14 protein-coding genes are annotated in these 17,192 nt (G+C 69.9%); 3 read left to right on the top strand and 11 right to left on the bottom strand.

From position 1 onward, the window contains the following. Positions 1-32: 32 nt before the first annotated feature. From mltG to ACFY3D_RS33265, 7 genes are all read right to left on the bottom strand, one after another. Positions 33-1,070, bottom strand: coding sequence for an endolytic transglycosylase MltG (gene mltG / locus ACFY3D_RS33295; RefSeq protein ID WP_389986981.1), 1,038 nt, complete (start codon positions 1,068-1,070; stop codon positions 33-35). After that, a complete protein-coding gene (gene ruvX, locus ACFY3D_RS33290; RefSeq protein WP_389986978.1) occupies positions 1,067-1,567 on the bottom strand; it encodes a Holliday junction resolvase RuvX in 501 nt (166 codons plus the stop codon). The genes mltG and ruvX overlap by 4 nt, the downstream gene beginning before the upstream one ends. A gap of 52 nt (positions 1,568-1,619) precedes the next feature. Next, the gene (alaS, locus tag ACFY3D_RS33285) at positions 1,620-4,289 is read right to left on the bottom strand and encodes an alanine--tRNA ligase (RefSeq protein ID WP_389779926.1); all 2,670 of its coding nucleotides are present in this window, start codon (positions 4,287-4,289) and stop codon (positions 1,620-1,622) included. 1 nt (position 4,290) lies between these two features. Further along, positions 4,291-4,545 (bottom strand): hypothetical protein, encoded by a 255-nt coding sequence (locus ACFY3D_RS33280; RefSeq protein WP_350949170.1) that lies wholly within the window; start codon positions 4,543-4,545, stop codon positions 4,291-4,293. Beyond that, a complete protein-coding gene (locus ACFY3D_RS33275) occupies positions 4,542-4,934 on the bottom strand; it encodes a DUF948 domain-containing protein (protein ID WP_389986975.1) in 393 nt (130 codons plus the stop codon). Before ACFY3D_RS33275 ends, ACFY3D_RS33280 begins: the two co-directional genes overlap by 4 nt. Positions 4,935-5,065: 131 nt before the next feature. Further along, complete coding sequence (locus ACFY3D_RS33270; protein ID WP_389986973.1) at positions 5,066-6,376, bottom strand: replication-associated recombination protein A; 1,311 nt, start codon at positions 6,374-6,376, stop codon at positions 5,066-5,068. Positions 6,377-6,474: 98 nt separating this feature from the next. Further along, on the bottom strand, positions 6,475-6,933 hold the full coding sequence (locus ACFY3D_RS33265; protein ID WP_350949167.1) for a DUF2231 domain-containing protein: 459 nt from the start codon (positions 6,931-6,933) through the stop codon (positions 6,475-6,477). Between the two features lie 200 nt (positions 6,934-7,133). On the opposite strand from ACFY3D_RS33265, the gene ACFY3D_RS33260 reads away from it, so the two are divergent. Further along, positions 7,134-8,027, top strand: coding sequence for a peptidylprolyl isomerase (locus tag ACFY3D_RS33260; protein WP_389986970.1), 894 nt, complete (start codon positions 7,134-7,136; stop codon positions 8,025-8,027). A gap of 431 nt (positions 8,028-8,458) precedes the next feature. On the opposite strand, the gene aspS is transcribed toward ACFY3D_RS33260, so the two are convergent. Genes aspS through ACFY3D_RS33245 form a run of 3 tightly spaced genes read right to left on the bottom strand, consistent with a single transcriptional unit; the run spans position 8,459 to position 12,189 of the window. Continuing rightward, entirely contained in the window at positions 8,459-10,195 is a 1,737-nt protein-coding gene (aspS, locus tag ACFY3D_RS33255) for an aspartate--tRNA ligase (RefSeq protein ID WP_389986967.1), read from the bottom strand. Further along, positions 10,192-11,457, bottom strand: coding sequence for a histidine--tRNA ligase (hisS, locus tag ACFY3D_RS33250; RefSeq protein ID WP_362905642.1), 1,266 nt, complete (start codon positions 11,455-11,457; stop codon positions 10,192-10,194). The genes aspS and hisS overlap by 4 nt, the downstream gene beginning before the upstream one ends. 3 nt (positions 11,458-11,460) lie before the next feature. After that, a complete protein-coding gene (locus ACFY3D_RS33245) occupies positions 11,461-12,189 on the bottom strand; it encodes an MBL fold metallo-hydrolase (RefSeq protein ID WP_389986964.1) in 729 nt (242 codons plus the stop codon). A 147-nt stretch (positions 12,190-12,336) separates the two neighbouring features. Between ACFY3D_RS33245 and ACFY3D_RS33240 the strand changes: the two genes are divergently transcribed. Continuing rightward, positions 12,337-13,194, top strand: a complete 858-nt coding sequence (locus tag ACFY3D_RS33240; RefSeq protein ID WP_389986961.1) for a peptidylprolyl isomerase — start codon at positions 12,337-12,339, stop codon at positions 13,192-13,194. Positions 13,195-13,259: 65 nt separating this feature from the next. Next, the gene (locus tag ACFY3D_RS33235) at positions 13,260-14,489 is read left to right on the top strand and encodes a DUF349 domain-containing protein (RefSeq protein ID WP_362905648.1); all 1,230 of its coding nucleotides are present in this window, start codon (positions 13,260-13,262) and stop codon (positions 14,487-14,489) included. 368 nt (positions 14,490-14,857) lie between these two features. Here ACFY3D_RS33235 and ACFY3D_RS33230 read toward each other — a convergent pair whose 3' ends face one another. After that, positions 14,858-17,053: a RelA/SpoT family protein gene (locus ACFY3D_RS33230; protein WP_389986958.1), complete on the bottom strand. Its 2,196-nt coding sequence runs from the start codon at positions 17,051-17,053 to the stop codon at positions 14,858-14,860. Positions 17,054-17,192: the final 139 nt, after the last annotated feature.

The raw sequence follows: 17,192 nt of genomic DNA, 5'->3' as shown, positions 1-17,192 counted from the left end.
CTGGGGCGGAACGGGGGGTATTCCGCCGGGCATCAACGCTTCCCGAGGTGTTTGTTCAGCTCTTCCCGGTATCTCACAAACTCACTCTCTGTGTCAGTGAATTTCGTGATTCTATGCTCCGGATCGGTAGTGACAAACCAGAACCAATCACCTTGATCTGGCTGGAGTGCCGCGATCAATGCCTTCTCCCCGGGGTTCGCGATGGGTCCTGGTGGCAGACCGGGTTTGAGGTAGGTGTTGTAGGGAGACCTTACCTCGGTATCCCGCTGCGAGACCTCCAGGGTTCTGCGTCCCTGCGCGTACAGCACCGTGGTGTCCATCTGGAGCGGCGTCCGGGCCCTGATCCTGTTGTAGATCACTCTAGCGATCTTCGGGTAGTCCGGATCCCGCCCGCCCTCCGCCTGGACGATGCTCGCCACCGTGACGGCTTCCAAGGGAGACAACCCTTTCTTCTTCGCCCGTTTCCTCAGTTTCAGCTGAGCGGCCATCTGTTTGTAACGTTCCACCATCGCGGTGAGCACACCCGAGGCGGTCGTGGTGGGCTCGATCTCGTAGGTGGCGGGAAACAGGAAGCCCTCGGCGCTTTCCGCGTATCGGGGCAGGCCGAGCGCCCGTTCGTCGGCCGCGACCCTGGCCAGACCGGCCCGGCGCATGCCGGTCTGGTCGGCGAGCCGGTCGAGCAACTCCGGCAGGCGCAGCCCTTCGGAAACGGTGACCGTATGAACGATCCGCGACTCCGGTGCCACCAGCATGCCGAGCGCCGACAGCGCGTCCATGCCCCTGCGGAGCCTGAAGCGCCCCGGGGGCAGGCCGGCCGTCCTGCCCTGCTCCTTCGCCACCGCGAGGAACCCCCTGGCACTCGCCACCACCCCGGCGTCGGCGAGCACCAGCCCGATCTGGGCGGCACTCGACCCCCGGGGGATCTCGACGACGACCGCCCCCGAGCCGGGCCCCTCGAAGTCGGCGGGCACGAGATAGGAGCGGATCACGACGAAGCCGGCCGTCCCCGTGGCGACGGCGAGCGCGGACGTCCCGGCCACCAGCAACCACATCGGCCGCAGGCGGTTCACCGAACGGACCCGCCGCCCGGCCTTTCGACGTCCCCTCCGCCCGAGGTGGATCCGGCGGGAACACCCGGGGGCCTGCCGGTGGCACGCTCGGCGTCCAAGGCGGCCTGGAGCAGCACGATGGCGGCCGCCTGGTCCACCACGCCACGCTGGTTCTTCGCCTTCACACCGCTGGCCCGCAGCCCCTGCTGGGCGGTGACGGTGGTCAGCCGCTCGTCGAACAGCCGTACCGGTATCGGCGCCAGCCGCAGCGAGATCCGGTTCGCGAAGTCGCGGGCGGCCTCCGCCGCCTGCCCCTCGCGCCCGGAGAGCGACGTCGGCAGGCCGACCACCACCTCGACGACCTCGTACTCGGCCGCGATCTCCGCGAGCCGGTCGAGGTCGCCCTTACCGCGCCGGACGGTCTCCACCGGCGTGGCCAGCAACCCCGAGGGGTCGCTGCGTGCCACACCGATGCGGACCGAGCCGACGTCGACGCCCAGCCGAATGCCGTTTCTCATCGTTTCCGTCCCCACCCCGGTGCCGGACACGGCGCGAGGGCGTCGTTCGCCGTCAGGTGAGCGTCTGCGCGATCGCCTGCTCGACGGCGGCGAGCGCCTCGCCGATCGCCTCGGGACGCACACCGCCTCCCTGCGCGACGTCGTCCTTGCCGCCACCGCCACCTCCCAGTGCCTTCGCGGCGACGCCGACCAGACGGCCCGCCTTCAGGCCGCGACCGCGTCCCCCCTCGTTCACCGCGGCCACCACGACCGGCCGGTCACCGGGGACACCGGCCACCACGACCACCGCGGCGCGATCGCCGGGGAACCGGCCGCGCACGTCAAGCGCGAGCTTACGCAGATCGTCGGGGGAGGTGCCATCAGGCGCGCGGTGTGTCACGACGGACACTCCGTGCAGATCGTGGGCGTTTTCCGCCATCTCCCCCGCACCGGCGAGCACCTGGGCCGAGCGCAGCGCGCCCAGCTCCTTCTCCGCGGAACGCAACCGGGTGACGATGCCCTCGATGCGCTCGGGCAGCTCCTCCCTGCGGGCCTTGAGCTGCTCCGACAGCTGGGCGACGAGCACGCTCTCCCTGGCCAGGAAGCGGAAGGCGTCGAGACCGACCAGGGCCTCCACCCGGCGCACGCCCGCGCCGATCGAGGCCTCGCCCAGCACCTTGACCAGGCCCAACTGCCCGGAGCTGGCGACGTGGGTGCCGCCGCAGAGCTCGCGGGAGTATTCGCCGACCTCGACGATGCGGACGGTGTCGCCGTACTTCTCTCCGAACAGGGCGAGGGCGCCCATCGCGCGGGCCTCCGCCTGGGAGGTGTGGAAGGCGTTGACCCGCAGGTCGTTGATGAGAACGGCGTTGACCTCGTCCTCGACGTCGCGCAGCACGCTGGGCGGCACCGCGCCCGCGGCGGTGAAGTCGAAGCGGAAGCGGCCGGGGGAGTTCTCCGAGCCGGCCTGCGCCGCGGTCTCGCCCAGCGCGTTGCGGAAGCCACGGTGCACCAGGTGGGTGGCGGTGTGACTGCGGGAGATCGCCCGGCGCCGCTCGACGTCGATCTCCGCCTGGGCCTGGTCGCCCACCCGGACCTCTCCGGAGCGGACCTTGCCCCGGTGCACGACGACGCCGGAGACCGGGGACTGCACGTCCACGATCTCCACCTCGGCCCCACCGGTGCGGATGACGCCCTGGTCGGACAGCTGGCCGCCGCCCTCGGCGTAGAAGGGGGTGCGGTTCAGCACGACCTCGACCGCCGTGCCCGTGCCCGCCGCGGGCACGGAGACGCCGTCGACGAGGAGGCCGACGACCTCGGCCTCGGCCGTCACGTGGTCGTAGCCCAGGAACTCGACCTTGCCGGTCTTCTCCAGGAGCGTGCCGAAGATCGAGATGTCGGCGTTGCCGGTCTTCTTGGAGGCGGCGTCGGCCTTGGCGCGGTCGCGCTGCTCCTTCATCAGGCGGCGGAAGCCTTCCTCGTCGACCTGCAGCCCCTGCTCGGAGGCCATCTCCAGGGTGAGGTCGATCGGGAAGCCGTAGGTGTCGTGGAGCTGGAAGGCCTGGTCGGCCGCGAGCGTGGCCTTCCCCTTGCGCTTGGTCTCCTCGGCCGCCACGTCGAAGATCGCGGTGCCGGTGCGGAGCGTGCCCAGGAAGGACGCCTCCTCGGCGTCGATGACGCCGTGGATCTGCGGGGCGTCGGCCCTGAGCTCGGCGTACTGCTCGCCCATCACGTCGACGGTCACCGCGGTGAGCTCGTGCATGTAACGCTCCTCGCCCGCGCCGAGCAGGCGCAGGTTGCGGATGGCGCGGCGCAGGATGCGGCGCAGCACGTAGCCCCTGCCCTCGTTGGAGGGCAGCACCCCGTCGGCGACGAGCATCACGCCGGTCCTGACGTGGTCGGCGACCACTCGCAGCGACACGTCGGCGCGCTCGTCGCGGCCGTAGCGCGTCTTGGTGAGGTCGGCGGCCCTGTCGAGGATCTTGTACGTGGTGTCGATCTCGTAGATGTTGTCGACGCCCTGCAGGATCGCCGCCATGCGCTCCAGGCCCATGCCCGTGTCGACGCTCTTGGCGGGCAGCTCACCGGCGATGTCGAAGTCGATCTTGCTTCGGACCGCGCTGAGCTGGTACTGCATGAAGACGTTGTTCCACACCTCCAGATAGCGGTTCTCGTCGGCGACCGGACCGCCCTCGCGCCCGTACTCGGGACCGCGGTCGTAGTAGATCTCGCTGCACGGGCCGCCGGGTCCTGGCACGCCCATGTGCCAGTAGTTGTCGGCGAGGTCGCGGCGCTGGATGCGCTCCTGTGGCACCCCCACCTTGCGCCAGATCTCGGCGGCCTCGTCGTCGTCGAGGTAGACGGTGGCCCAGAGGCGGTCCTCGGGGAAGCCGAACCCGCCCTCGGACTCGGGCCTGGTCAGCAACTCCCAGGCGAACGGGATCGCCTGCTCCTTGAAGTAGTCGCCGAAGGAGAAGTTGCCGAGCATCTGGAAGAAACTGGCGTGCCTGGTCGTCTTGCCGACCTCGTCGATGTCAAGGGTCCGCACGACCTTCTGCGCGCTGGCGGCCCGCTTGTAGGGCGGCTTCTGCTGGCCCAGGAAGTAGGGCTTGAAGGGCACCATGCCCGCGTTGACCAGAAGCAGTGTCGGGTCCTCGGCGATGAGGCTGGCCGAGGGCACGACGGTGTGCCCACGCTCCTCGAAGAAGCGCAGGAAGCGGCGGGCGATCTCTGCCGACTCCATGTCAGCGGCCATCCTTTACGTTGGAGTGATAGGAGTTTTCCACGCTGTCGAGCCCGAACCTGGAACGCAACTCGATTTCCCGCTCGGCCGCGCCTCGCAGGGCCTCCCCCGCGAGGTCACGTGCCTGCCCCAGGGCGCCGGTGGCGTTGTGCACGGCCCGCCGGGCCAGGTGGTTCGGGTGCAGTGCCTGAAGCTTACGCATGGCCCACACCGCGCCGAACGCGCCCAGCCCCATGTAGAACAACCTGCGGATCATCGCGGGCGCCTCTCCAGCGCCGGCGCGGCGAGCCTGGTGCGTCTGCGGGTGCCCAGGGCCCTGCGGACACCGTGGGTGAGGGCCGCGACCTTGATCATCGGCCCGGTGACCAGGTTCTGGGTGACGTCGCTGACCTTGGCCACGTGCCCGCTGACCTGCTTGACGTCCTTGGTGATGGCCTCGATCGCGACCAGCTGCCGGTTGGTCTCGCCGACCGCGGCCGAGACGTCCTCCAGCAGCGGCACGACGCGGTCGCCCAGCTGGGAGACCATCTTGGTGGTCTCGGTGAGCAGCCGGGCCAGCCTGACCATGACGACGGCCATGAAGGACACCAGGATCGCCCAGGCCATCGCGGCGATCAGCCCCGCGACCTCTCCTGCGGTAAGCATGTGCGGACCCGCTCCCCTCACTGGTTCATAGGTGACCCCGGCCATGGTCGGGCGGATTGGCGAAACCCTATCGTGCCCGACATCGCTCATCCCCGCTCACCGCGCGCTCCGGAGGTGACCCTCGCGGGAGGCTACTCCCCACGAAGGAAGGCGCGAATCCTGGCCCAGCGGTCGGCGAAGCCCGCCTCGGCACCGTGACGGGTGGGCTGGTAGTAGCGCCGGTCCCTGAGCTCCTCGGGGGCGTACTCCTGGCGTACCAGTCCGTGCTCGAACTCGTGGGGGTATCTGTAGCCCCTGCCGTGGCCGAGCTGCTTGGCCCCCGCGTAGTGGGAGTCGCGCAGATGGTTGGGTACGTGGCCGATGTCGCCGCGCCGTACGTCTTCGGAGGCCGCGCCGATGGCGTTGATCACCGCGTTGGACTTGGGGGCCAGCGCGCAGTGGATGACGGCCTGGGCCAGGTTGAGGCGTCCCTCGGGCAGGCCGACGAACTCCACCGCCTGAGCGGCGGCCACCGCGATCTGCAGGCAGGTGGGGTCGGCCATGCCGACGTCCTCCGAGGCGAAGACGACGATCCTGCGGGCGATGAACCGGGGGTCCTCCCCCGCCTCGATCATCCGGGCGAGGTAGTGCAGCGCGGCGTCGGCGTCGGAGCCCCGCATGCTCTTGATGAAACCGCTGATCACGTCGTAGTGCTGGTCGCCCTGGCGGTCGTAGCGCACGGCCGCCTTGTCCACCGCCCGCTCCACCACCTCGACGGTGATCTCGCCGTCGGCGATCAGCGCGGCGGCCTCCAGGTAGGTGAGCGACCTGCGGGCGTCGCCGCCGGCGAGCCGCACCAGGTGCTCGGCGGCCTCGGGTGCGAGGCTCGCCCTCGCGTCCAGGCCGCGCGGGTCGGTGACCGCGCGCTCCAGCACCACCCGGATGTCGTCCTCCGACAGTGACTCCAAGGTGAGCAGCAGCGAGCGCGACAGCAGGGGCGAGATGACGGAGAAGAAGGGATTCTCGGTGGTGGCGCCGATGAAGGTGACCCAGCGGTTCTCCACGGCGGGCAGCAGGGCGTCCTGCTGCGCCTTGTTGAAGCGGTGCACCTCGTCGACGAACAGGACGGTCTGGCGGCCGGACATGCCCAGCTCGCGCCGGGCCTGCTCGATGGCCGCGCGGACCTCCTTGACACCGGCCGAGACCGCGGAGACCTCCACGAAGCGGCGCTTGGTGACACCCGCCACCACGTAGGCGAGGGTGGTCTTGCCGGTCCCCGGAGGGCCCCAGAGGAACAGCGACATGGGCGCCTCGGCCTCGACGAGGCGGCGCAACGGCGTGCCGGGACCCAGCAGGTGCCGCTGGCCGATCACCTCGTCCAGGCTCCGGGGGCGCATTCGCACCGCCAGGGGCTCCTGGCCGCGATGGGCCTCCTCCGCCGCCGAGTCGAACAGGCTGTCCACGTCTGAGACAGTACCGCCGCCCGGCGGGGCCTCAGCCCGCGCGGACGGTGGTGCGCCGGGCTCCCCCGGCGTCATGCGACATCACGGCCCCGGCCGGCTCAGCTCCAGACCGCGACGGCCCCGCTGTGCCCGCTCCGTACCACGTAGTAGATCGTCACGACGGCCAGGACAACGGTGAGCGCCGAGAGCGCCAATTCGGCCGTGCGTCCGAACCTGTCACGGCGCGTGACGTGGACGAGAGCGGCCGAGGCCACCCCGAGGGCGAGGGAGACGAGCAGCAGCGGGACGCTGAGGTTCGCATGTTCGGTGATGAGCTCGGCGAGCCGTCCCCCCGCGGAGGCGAAGCGGCCCTCCTCCAGCGCCTCCCCGCTCTCCCGCGCCACGAAGACGCTCACCGGCACGACCGGGGCGAGTCCGACCACCGCCCAGGTGAGCACGGGTCGCGTGCGGGGCGCCAGGGCGTACACGGTGGCGAGCACCGCGAGGAGCGGCGTCAAGACCACTGCCGCGTGAACGACCAGGGGATGAAGAGGCAGGCCGAGGATCTCGTCGAACATGGGGGCGCTCCGGTGGTGCGTGGTTCATCATCTGCAAGTACGGATCCCACCATGAGCGGGTTATGGAGAGCGTGAAGAGGTCTCCCCTTTCTCTCCGTCCCCCTCTGATGAATTCCGCCACTTACGTCCAGCACATCTTGGGGCCGGTACTCTTTTCGCCAGCCCATAACCATGGATCAGCAATCTTGGAGGACATAGCGGTGAGCGCCGAGGACCGCCAGAGCCGGCTGGCTCGGGAACACAAAGAGCGGCAGGCGAAGCGTGCTGCGCAGGCGACCACGTCGTCGAAGCGCAACGCCGTCATCGGAGCGGTCGCCGCGGTGGTCGTCGTCGCGGGGGGGTTGTTCGCCGGGGTGACCCTTCTGGGGGGCGACGGTGACGACCCGAAGGTCAACGCCGCCGCCACCGGTTCGCCGTCTCCTTCGGAGACACCCGCCGCGACGCCCGAGCCGACCCCCACGGCCGCTCCGGCCAACACGAGGTGTACCTACCGCAAGGACACCAGCGGCAGCCCGATGAAGAACGTCGGCATGCCACCGGCCAGGCCGAACCTGAAGCTGAAGACCATGACGATCGCCACCAACCACGGCAATGTCGTGATCGACCTGGCGACCCAGCAGGCCCCCTGCACGGTCAACTCCTTCGCCTTCCTGGCCAAGAAGCGCTTCTTCGACAACACCAAGTGCCACCGCCTGGCCACCCCGGAGAACTCCGGCGTGAGCCTGCTGCAATGCGGCGACCCGCAGGCCAAGGCCGACGGGAAGAACCCCACCGACGGCCAGGGCAGCTCGGGATACGTCTACGACAGCGAGAACCTCGACGGCGAGGTCTCCTACGCCAGGGGCACGGTCGCGGTGGCCCAGGCGATGGACGCGATCAACGAGAACGGCAGCCAGTTCTGGATCTCGCTGGGGGACGACACCGAGCAGGTGGAGAAGGCTTACACGCCCTTCGGCGTGGTCTCCCAGGGCATGGAGATCCTCGACGAGATCGCCAAGGGCGGGTGGATCACCAACCCCGACGACATCACCGGTGACGGCGGCTCCAACGCCCCCAAGATCCCGGTGATCATCAAGAGCGTACGGCTCTCCTGACCGGACTCGCGGCACCTCGCCGCCACAGGACGCCCCGGCGGTCGGACGACCGCCGGGGCGTCCTCGCGTCCCGGTGGTCGTAGCCCCGGCCCCGCCGTCTCCGCTCGCGAGCACGGGCGGCACGCGGCCCACACAGGCCTCAGCGCGACCGCACGCGGACCGCGCCCCCCTCCTCACCCCTGAACGCCATCGGCCGCCCAGGATGCCTGTGAGGGACGCACAGGGCGGTCTCCTCGACGATCGCCGGTCCGGGAATCGAGGAGAGGAGATCCCCTCTCACATCACCTCTTTCGCCGGGTACCGACACCCCGGACCCGCCCAGCTGTGCGCGCCGCGACAGCGCGCGACAGCCGGCAGCGCCACAGCAGCGCCACGGCAGCGCCATGACAAAGGCCCCCGGAACACCGTCCGGGGGCCTCGTCACATCCGGATCAGGCGCCGGTCTTGGGCCTGCCGTCGACGCCCGCCTCCTTGCGCTGCTCCACCGTGATCGGGGTGGGCGCGCCGGTCAGCGGGTCGAACCCGGAGGCCGTCTTCGGGAAGGCGATGACGTCGCGGATGGAGTCGGTGCCCGCCAGAAGCATGCAGATCCGGTCCCAGCCGTAGGCGATGCCGCCGTGCGGCGGCGGGCCGTACTTGAACGCCTCCAGCAGGAAGCCGAACTTGCTCTCCGCGTCCTCCTTGGAGATGCCCAGCACGTCGAAGACGCGCTGCTGCATCTCGGCCCGGTGGATACGGATCGAGCCGCCGCCGATCTCCATCCCGTTGCAGACCATGTCGTAGGCGTAGGCCAGGGCCTCGCCGGGATGGTCCTGGAAGGTGTCGGCCCACTCGGGCTTGGGACCGGTGAAGGGGTGGTGAACCGCGGTCCAGCCGCCCTCGCCGTCCTCCTCGAACATGGGGGCGTCGACGATCCACAGGAAGTTCCAGGCCGACTCGTCGATCAGGCCGCAGCGACGGCCGATCTCCAGGCGGGCCGCGCCGAGCAGGTCGCGGGAGGCGGCGGCCGCGCCGGCCGCGAAGAAGATCGCGTCACCGTGCTTCGCGCCGACCTTCGCGGCGAGGCCGGACGCCTCGGTCTCCGACAGGTTCTTGGCGACCGGCCCGCCGAGCGCGCCGTCCTCGCCCACCAGCACGTAGGCCAGGCCCCTGGCTCCGCGCGACTTGGCCCACTCCTGCCAGGCGTCCAGCTCCTTGCGGGTCTGCGAGGCACCGCCGGGCATGACCACGGCGCCCACGTACGGCGCCTGGAACACGCGGAAGGTGGTGTCCGCGAAGAAGTCCGTCATCTCGACGAGCTCCTGGCCGAAGCGCAGGTCCGGCTTGTCGGAGCCGTAGCGCGCCATCGCCTCCCGGTAGGTCATCCGGGGCAGGGGGGTCGGCAGGTCGTAGCCGACCGTCTCCTTCCAGATGCGGCCGACGAGCCGCTCGCCCAGGGCGATCACGTCGTCCTGGTCCACGAAGGACATCTCGACGTCGATCTGGGTGAACTCCGGCTGCCGGTCGGCGCGCAGGTCCTCGTCGCGGTAGCACTTGGCGAGCTGGTAGTAGCGCTCGAGCCCGGCGACCTGCAGAAGCTGCTTGAACAGCTGGGGCGACTGGGGCAGGGCGTACCAGCTGCCCGGCTGGAGCCGGACCGGGACCAGGAAGTCGCGGGCGCCCTCCGGGGTCGAGCGGGTCAGCGTCGGGGTCTCGACGTAGGTGAACCCCTGCTCGTTCATCACCTCGTGGGCGAGGTAGGTGGCCCGGGAGCGGACGCGCATGGCGTGCGCGACCTGCTGGCGGCGGATGTCGAGGTAGCGGTACTTCAGCCGCGCCTCCTCCGAGATGCCCGTGGTGCCCTCGATGGGGAACGGCAGCGGCGCGGACTCGCTGAGCACCTCGACCTCGGAGGCGACGACCTCGATCGCGCCGGTCGGCAGCTCGGGGTTCTCGTTGCCCTCGGGGCGGACCCGCACCTCTCCGACGACCTTGACGCAGTATTCGGCGCGCAGCCCGTGGGCGTCGTCCTCCTCGCGGAAGACCACCTGGGCCGAACCCGAGGCGTCACGCAGGTCGATGAAGACCACGCCGCCGTGGTCGCGGCGTCGCGCCACCCACCCGGCGAGCGTCACCCGCTGCCCGGCGTGCTCCTCGCGCAGTGACCCCGCTTCGTGCGTGCGGATCATTTGTCCAGTCTCTCCTTCAACATCGTGACGATCTCAGCGAGCGGTACGGCGGTCTGGTCTCCGCTGGCCAGGTCCTTGACCTGCGCGGTCCCCTCGGCGATGTCCCGATCGCCGAGGATCACCGCGTAGCCGGCCCCCGAGCGGTCGGCGCCCTTCATCGCGCCCTTGACGCCCTTGCCGCCGAACGACATGTCGGCGGCCAGGCCCGCCCGGCGCAGCTCGGTGACGAGCAGGAACATCCGGCGGCGCGCCTCGGTGCCCAGCGGCACACCGTACACCCGCACGCGTGCCTCGGCGCTCTCGTCCCCGAACAGGCCCTCGGCCTCCATCGCCATCACCGTGCGGTCGACGCCCAGCGCCCAGCCGACGCTGGGCAGCGCGGGTCCGCCGAGCATCTCGCTCAGCCCGTCGTAACGGCCCCCGCCCCCGACCGCGGACTGCGAGCCGAGCCCGTCGTGGACGAACTCGAACGTGGTGCGCGTGTAGTAGTCGAGGCCGCGGACCAGCCGGGGATCGTCGGTGTAGGCAACGCCCGAGGCGGTCAGCAGCGAGCGGACCTCCTCGTGGTACGCCTTGCACGCCTCGCACAGGTGGTCGACGACCAGCGGCGCCCCGGCCAGCCGAGCCTGCACCTCGGGGCGCTTGTCGTCGAGCACGCGCAACGGATTGATCTCGATCCGCTGCCGGGTGGGCTCGTCGAGGTCGAGGCCGCGCAGGAAGTCCTGGAGCGCGGCCCGGTACACGGGACGGCACTCCTTGTCGCCCAGCGTGTTGATCAGCAGCCGGACCCCGGTGAGTCCCAGGGCGGCGTAGCCGTCGACGGCCAGCAGGATCAGCTCGGCGTCGAGCGCCGGATCCTCCGAGCCCAGCGCCTCGGCGCCGACCTGCCAGAAGTGACGGTAGCGGCCCTTCTGCGCCCGCTCGTAGCGGAACTGGCTGCCCGAGTACCAGAGCTTCACCGGAAGCTGCCCGTTGTGCAGGCCGTGCTGGAGGACCGCCCGCACCACCGACGCGGTGCCCTCGGGGCGCAGCGTGATGGAGCGCCCGCCCTTGTCCTCGAAGGTGTACATCTCCTTGGAGACGATGTCGGTCGACTCGCCGACACCGCGGACGAACAGCGCGGTGTCCTCGAAGACCGGGGTCTCGATGTAGCCGTAACCCGCCCGGCGGGCGGGCTCGGTGAGCGCCTCGCGCACGGCGAGCGCCCGCTCCGAGCGCGGCGGAAGCCAGTCGAAGGTGCCCTTGGGCGCCTGCAAAGTCATTGTCTAAAGTCCCCTGCCGGGGCCGCGGTCGTGCCCGGAGGACGCGGAGTCCGCGCCCGCTGCCGACCTCGCCTCCGCGAGATACGGGTTGGTGGCACGCTCGTGACCGATCGTGGTCTGTGGTCCGTGGCCGGGCAGGACCACCGTGTCCTCCGGCAGCGGCAGGCACTTGGCCGCCAGGCTGCGCAGGATGGTGGGGTAGTCGCCGCCCGGGAGATCTGTGCGGCCGATGGAGCCGGCGAACAGCAGGTCGCCCGAGAACAGCACGTCCGGGATCTCCTCGGTGCTGGGCAGCCTGAACGTCACCGACCCCCTGGTATGGCCGGGAGTGTGGTCGACGGCGAGCTCCAGGCCGGCGAGCCGCAGCACCTCGCCGTCGGCGAGCTCGCGCACGTCGTCGGGCTCGGTGAAGGTGAGCCCCCCGAACAACTGCTGCTTCGTCGAGAGCGACAGCCCCTTGCCGGGGTCGGAGAGCAGCTCGCGGTCCTCCGGGTGGATCCACGCGGGAACGTCACGCGCGCCGCAGACCGGGGCGACCGACCACATGTGGTCGATGTGCCCGTGGGTGACCAGCACCGCGACCGGCTTGAGCCTGTGCTCGCGCAGCAGGTCGTCGAGGGCGCCGACGGCGTTCTGACCGGGATCGACGACCACGCACTCCTCGCCCGCGGCGGGAGCGACGACGTAACAGTTGGTCTGGAAGGACCCTGCGGGAAAGCCGGCGATGAGCATCTGCCTCAGCTGATCTCGTCAAGAATGCGGATGGGAATGTAACCGAAGGGTACCGGTGCGGGTCGGCGGGCTGCGAACCATTACCCATTGGCCGATACGATTCGCCCACCTCATTAAGTACTACTCGGCACTCGGGAGGGCGAAGCGGTGAGCGGCAAGGAGCGCCAGAAGCAGTTGGCGCGCGAGCACTACGAGCGGCAGATGCAGCGACGCGTCGAACGCGAGGCCAGGGCCAAGCGCAACGCGATCATCGGCAGCACCGTGGCCGGTGTGGTCGTGGTGGCGGGCGTGATCGCCGCGACGACCCTGTTCGGGGGCTCCGACACGACGGCCGCGACCACCGACCCGGCCCCGTCGGACAACGCCTCACCGGCCGCGTCGGAGGCCGCGGGAGCGCAGCCGAAGGCCTTCGACCCGGCCAGCGGCACCTGTGGTTACGTCGCGGACGCCGGCGGCGGTCCGGCCAAGGAGGTGGGCCTGCCCCCGGAGAAGGTCGACCTGACGCCCAAGACGATGACCCTCAAGACCAACCAGGGCGACATCGTCATCGAGGTGTCGGCGGAAAAGACGCCGTGCACGGTCAACTCCTTCGCCTTCCTCGCGAAGAAGAAGTATTTCGAAGGTTCCAAGTGCCACCGGCTGGGTTCCGACCAGTTCCCGATGCTGCAGTGCGGCGACCCGCTGGCCAAGGCCGACGGCAAGAGCCAGACCGACGGCCAGGGTGGTCCCGGCTACCGTTTCGTGAACGAGAACCTGGAAGGCGCGAAGTACACGCGCGGCGTCGTGGCCATGGCCAACAGCGGTCCCGACACCAACGGCAGCCAGTTCTTCATCGTGTTCGGTGACGCCCCGCTGAGCCCGGACTACACACCGTTCGGTACGGTCACCAAGGGTCTGGAGATTCTGGACAAGGTGAACAAGGCGGGTGTCATCACCCCGGGCCCCGACGGTACGGGGGCGCCGAAGGAAACCGTGGAAATCAAAGACGTGACAATGTCCAGCTAGAGCTGACGTAATACATACAAGGGGCGGTAAGTCCCGAAAGGCTGATGAAAGTGCGGGAGGACACGGTGAGCACCGACCCGTGGGGCCGGGTAGACGACGACGGCACCGTCTACGTACGTACGGCTGAGGGAGAGCGGGCCGTCGGGTCCTGGAAGGCCGGCGAACCGGAAGAGGCGCTTGCCTACTTCCATCGCAAGTTCGACGAGCTGGCCGGGCAGGTCGCCCTGCTGGAACAGCGGGTTCGTGGCACCGACCTGCCACCCGCCCAGGCCGAGGCGACGATCGTCAAGCTCCGAGAGGCGATCACCGACGCGCACGCGGTCGGCGACCTCGACGCGCTGCTGAACCGCCTCGGCGTCCTCACGGAGCTGGTCGCCCAGCGCCGTGAGGAGGTGAAGGCGGCTCGCGACGTGGCCAGGGCCGAGGCCAAGGGCGTCAAGGAACGGATCGTCGCCGAGGCCGAGCGCATCGCCGAGGACACGACCCACTGGAAAACCGGTGGTGAGCGGCTGCGCCAGCTGATCGAGGAGTGGAAGGCCGCCGAACGCATCGACCGGGTGACCGAGGCGGCGTTGTGGAAGCGCCTGTCGGCGGCCCGTACGGCCTTCGCCAAGCGGCGCAAGGCCTACTTCGCGGGGCTGGACGAGCAGCGCGAGGGCGTGCGTTCCACCAAGGAGCGCATCGTGGCCGAGGCCGAGACACTGGCCTCGTCCACCGACTGGGGCGCCACCGCGTCGGCCTACCGAGAGCTGATGCAGGAGTGGAAGAGCGCGGGCAGGGCCTCCCGCGAGGTCGAGGACGAGCTCTGGGGCCGCTTCAAGGGTGCCCAGGACCAGTTCTTCCAGGCGCGTTCGGCCGTCTTCGCCGAGCGCGACGCCTCGCTGGCGGCCAACGCCGAGATCAAGGAGCAGCTCCTGGTCGAGGCGGAGAAGATCCTTCCGGTCACCGACGCCCGCGCCGCCCGGGGCGCCCTGCGCAACCTCCTGGAGCGCTGGGAGGCCGCGGGCCCGGTTCCGCGCGAGCAGCGTGACCGCCTGGAGGGTGGCCTGCGCAAGATCGACGAGGCGGTCCGCAAGGCCGAGGAGACGGAGTGGAAGCGCTCCAACCCCGAGGCCAGGGCTCGTGCCCAGAACACGGTCGACCAGTTGCGCAAGTCGATCGCGCAGCTGGAGAGCCGTCTGGTCAAGGCGAGGGACGCGGGTAAGGACAAGGACGTCAAGGACGCCGAGGAGGCTCTGACCGCCCGCCGTTCCTGGCTGACGGAGGCGGAGCGCACGCTCGCCGAGTTCTCCTGACGCCCGGCGCCCTCACCGGCTGACGCGTCCCACGGGGCCGCGAGGAGCCTCCCACCGGGGAGGCTCCTCGCGGCCCCGTCGCCTGTGGTGGGCGGGGGCACGCCGGGTCGGCCGTGGGACGGGCGAGACGGTTTCGAGGGAACGGAGTCGTCGAGCCTGCGGCCACACTCCACGAGGCGGCCCGAGAGGGCCGCAAGGGACAAGGTGGAACTTGTGCCCGGTTCTCGGATTCCGTGCCCTGTGAGGCATCCTGGGGCGCCGCAGGCGGCCGGTTCAGGTCGCCTCCCATGAGGCGGCGTGGCGGGAGGGGTCGCCGCCACACCTCATGGGGCGATCCGGGAGGAGACAGGGAACGGAGCGGGAGAACCTCAGGAACTCGCGCCGCTGACCCGGTAGACGTCGTAGACGCCCTGGATGTTGCGGACGGCCTTCAGGACGTAGCCCAGGTGCTTGGGGTCGCCCATCTCGAAGGTGAACTTGCTGATCGCCACCCTGTCCCTGGAGGTCGTCACCGACGCCGAGAGGATGTTGACGTGCTGGTCGGAGAGGGTGCGGGTCACGTCGGAGAGCAGGCGGGGCCGGTCGAGCGCCTCGACCTGCAGCGCGACCAGGAACACCGAGTCGTCGGCGGCGGACCAGGCGACCTCGACCAGGCGGTCGGGCTCGGACTGCAGCTGGTCCATGTTGGGACAGTTGGTGCGGTGCACCGACACGCCGTGCCCGCGGGTGACGAAACCAACGATCTCGTCACCGGGTACGGGCGTGCAACATCGTGAGAGGCGCACCCAGACGTCGGAGTCACCCGCGACGACCACGCCCGCGCCGCCGCTGCCGCGGGGGCGTCCGCGCAGCTTGGTCGGTACGGAGGTCTCGGCGATGTCGTCCTCGGCGCCCTCCACGCCCCCGACGGACGTCACGAGCTTCTGCACGACCGTCTGCGCGGCCACGTGGCCCTCACCGACGGCCGCGTAGAGCGCGGAGACGTCCGGGTAGCGCAGGTCCCTGGCGAGGGCCAGGAGGGACTCTCCGGACATCAGTCGCTGCAACGGCAGGCCCTGCTTGCGCATCGCGCGGCCGATCGCCTCCTTGCCCGCCTCGATCGCGGTCTCGCGGCGTTCCTTGGAGAACCACTGCCGGATCTTGTTGCGGGCCCGGCCGGACTTGACGAACTTCAGCCAGTCGCGCGAAGGACCCGCGTCCGGCGACTTGGAGGTGAAGATCTCCACGGTGTCGCCGTTGCCCAGGCGTGACTCCAGGGGCACCAGGCGCCCGTTGACCCTCGCCCCGATGCAGCGGTGGCCGACCTCGGTGTGCACGGCGTAGGCGAAGTCGACGGGCGTCGCGTTCTCCGGCAGGGCGATGACCTGGCCCCTGGGGGTGAAGACGTAGACCTCCGAGACCGACAGGTCGAACCTGAGCGACTCCAGGAACTCCCCCGGGTCGGCGGTCTCCTTCTGCCAGTCGAGAAGCTGGCGCAGCCATGCCATGTCGCTGGCGGGCTTCAGCTTCGTCCCGGGAGGCCCCGAGATGGTCATGTCCTCCTTGTACTTCCAGTGCGCCGCCACCCCGTACTCGGCCCTGTGGTGCATGCCGTGGGTGCGGATCTGCAACTCCACCGGCTTGCCCTCGGGGCCGATGACCGTGGTGTGCAACGACTGGTACATGTTGAACTTGGGCATCGCGATGTAGTCCTTGAACCGGCCGGGGACCGGGTTCCATCGCGCGTGGATCGTGCCGAGCGCCGCGTAGCAGTCGCGGACCGAGTCGACCAGCACCCGGATGCCCACCAGGTCGTAGATGTCGTCGAAGGCGACATCCCTGGCGATCATCTTCTGGTAGACGGAGTAGTAGTGCTTGGGACGTCCCTTGACGGCCGCGCGGATCTTGGCGTCGCGCAGGTCACCGGAGACCTTCTCGATGACCTCCTGCAGGAACAGGTCCCTGCGCGGGGCCCGCTCCGACACCATCCGGGCGATCTCGTCGTACCGCTTGGGGTAGAGCATGGCGAACGCGAGGTCCTCCAGCTCCCACTTGATGGTGTTCATGCCCAGCCGGTGGGCGAGCGGCGCGAAGATCTCCAGAGTCTCCCGCGACTTCTGGTGCCGCTTGTGCTCGGGCAGGTAACGCATGGTGCGCATGTTGTGCAGCCGGTCGGCGAGCTTGATCACCAGCACCCGGATGTCGCGCGACATCGCCACGACCATCTTGCGCACGGTCTCGGCCTCGGCCGCGGCGCCGAACTTGACCTTGTCGAGCTTGGTGACGCCGTCGACCAGCAGTGCGATGTTGTCGCCGAAGTCCGAACGCAGCTCGTCCAGGCTGTAGGCGGTGTCCTCGACGGTGTCGTGCAGCAGCGCCGCGCACAGCGTCTCGTCGTCGGTGCCGAGCTCGGCCAGGATCGTGGCCACCGCCAGCGGGTGGGTGATGTACGGATCACCGCTCTTACGCTTCTGGTCGCGGTGGTGGTAGGCCGCCACGTCGTAGGAGCGCTCGATGAGCCGCAGGTCCGCCTTCGGGTGGGTCGCGCGGACCGTACGGAACAGCGGCTCCAGAACCGGATTCATACCGCCACCCCATTGCCCCCCAAGACGTGCGAGCCTTCGCCTTACCGCCGGCTTCTCCTCAGCGGCTCCGGACACGGCGGAACCGGCATCGCCTGCTGGGACGGCCGTCTCGGGACCGCCACCGTCGGCGGTCACATCG

The sequence above is a fragment of the Streptosporangium sp. NPDC000509 genome (assembly GCF_042898365.1).
GTDB lineage: Bacteria > Actinomycetota > Actinomycetes > Streptosporangiales > Streptosporangiaceae > Streptosporangium.
This window is presented reverse-complemented; position numbering and strand designations above follow the sequence as displayed.

What these genes read in the sequence shown, in the direction of transcription:
- ACFY3D_RS33265 (WP_350949167.1), bottom strand. Translation starts at nt 6,933, where the DNA reads ATGTTCGACGAGATCCTCGGCCTGCCTCTTCATCCCCTGGTCGTTCAC.
- alaS (WP_389779926.1), bottom strand. Translation starts at nt 4,289, where the DNA reads ATGGAGTCGGCAGAGATCGCCCGCCGCTTCCTGCGCTTCTTCGAGGAG.
- ACFY3D_RS33275 (WP_389986975.1), bottom strand. Translation starts at nt 4,934, where the DNA reads ATGCTTACCGCAGGAGAGGTCGCGGGGCTGATCGCCGCGATGGCCTGG.
- hisS (WP_362905642.1), bottom strand. Translation starts at nt 11,457, where the DNA reads ATGACTTTGCAGGCGCCCAAGGGCACCTTCGACTGGCTTCCGCCGCGC.
- ACFY3D_RS33230 (WP_389986958.1), bottom strand. Translation starts at nt 17,053, where the DNA reads ATGAATCCGGTTCTGGAGCCGCTGTTCCGTACGGTCCGCGCGACCCAC.
- ACFY3D_RS33245 (WP_389986964.1), bottom strand. Translation starts at nt 12,189, where the DNA reads ATGCTCATCGCCGGCTTTCCCGCAGGGTCCTTCCAGACCAACTGTTAC.
- aspS (WP_389986967.1), bottom strand. Translation starts at nt 10,195, where the DNA reads ATGATCCGCACGCACGAAGCGGGGTCACTGCGCGAGGAGCACGCCGGG.
- ruvX (WP_389986978.1), bottom strand. Translation starts at nt 1,567, where the DNA reads ATGAGAAACGGCATTCGGCTGGGCGTCGACGTCGGCTCGGTCCGCATC.
- ACFY3D_RS33280 (WP_350949170.1), bottom strand. Translation starts at nt 4,545, where the DNA reads ATGATCCGCAGGTTGTTCTACATGGGGCTGGGCGCGTTCGGCGCGGTG.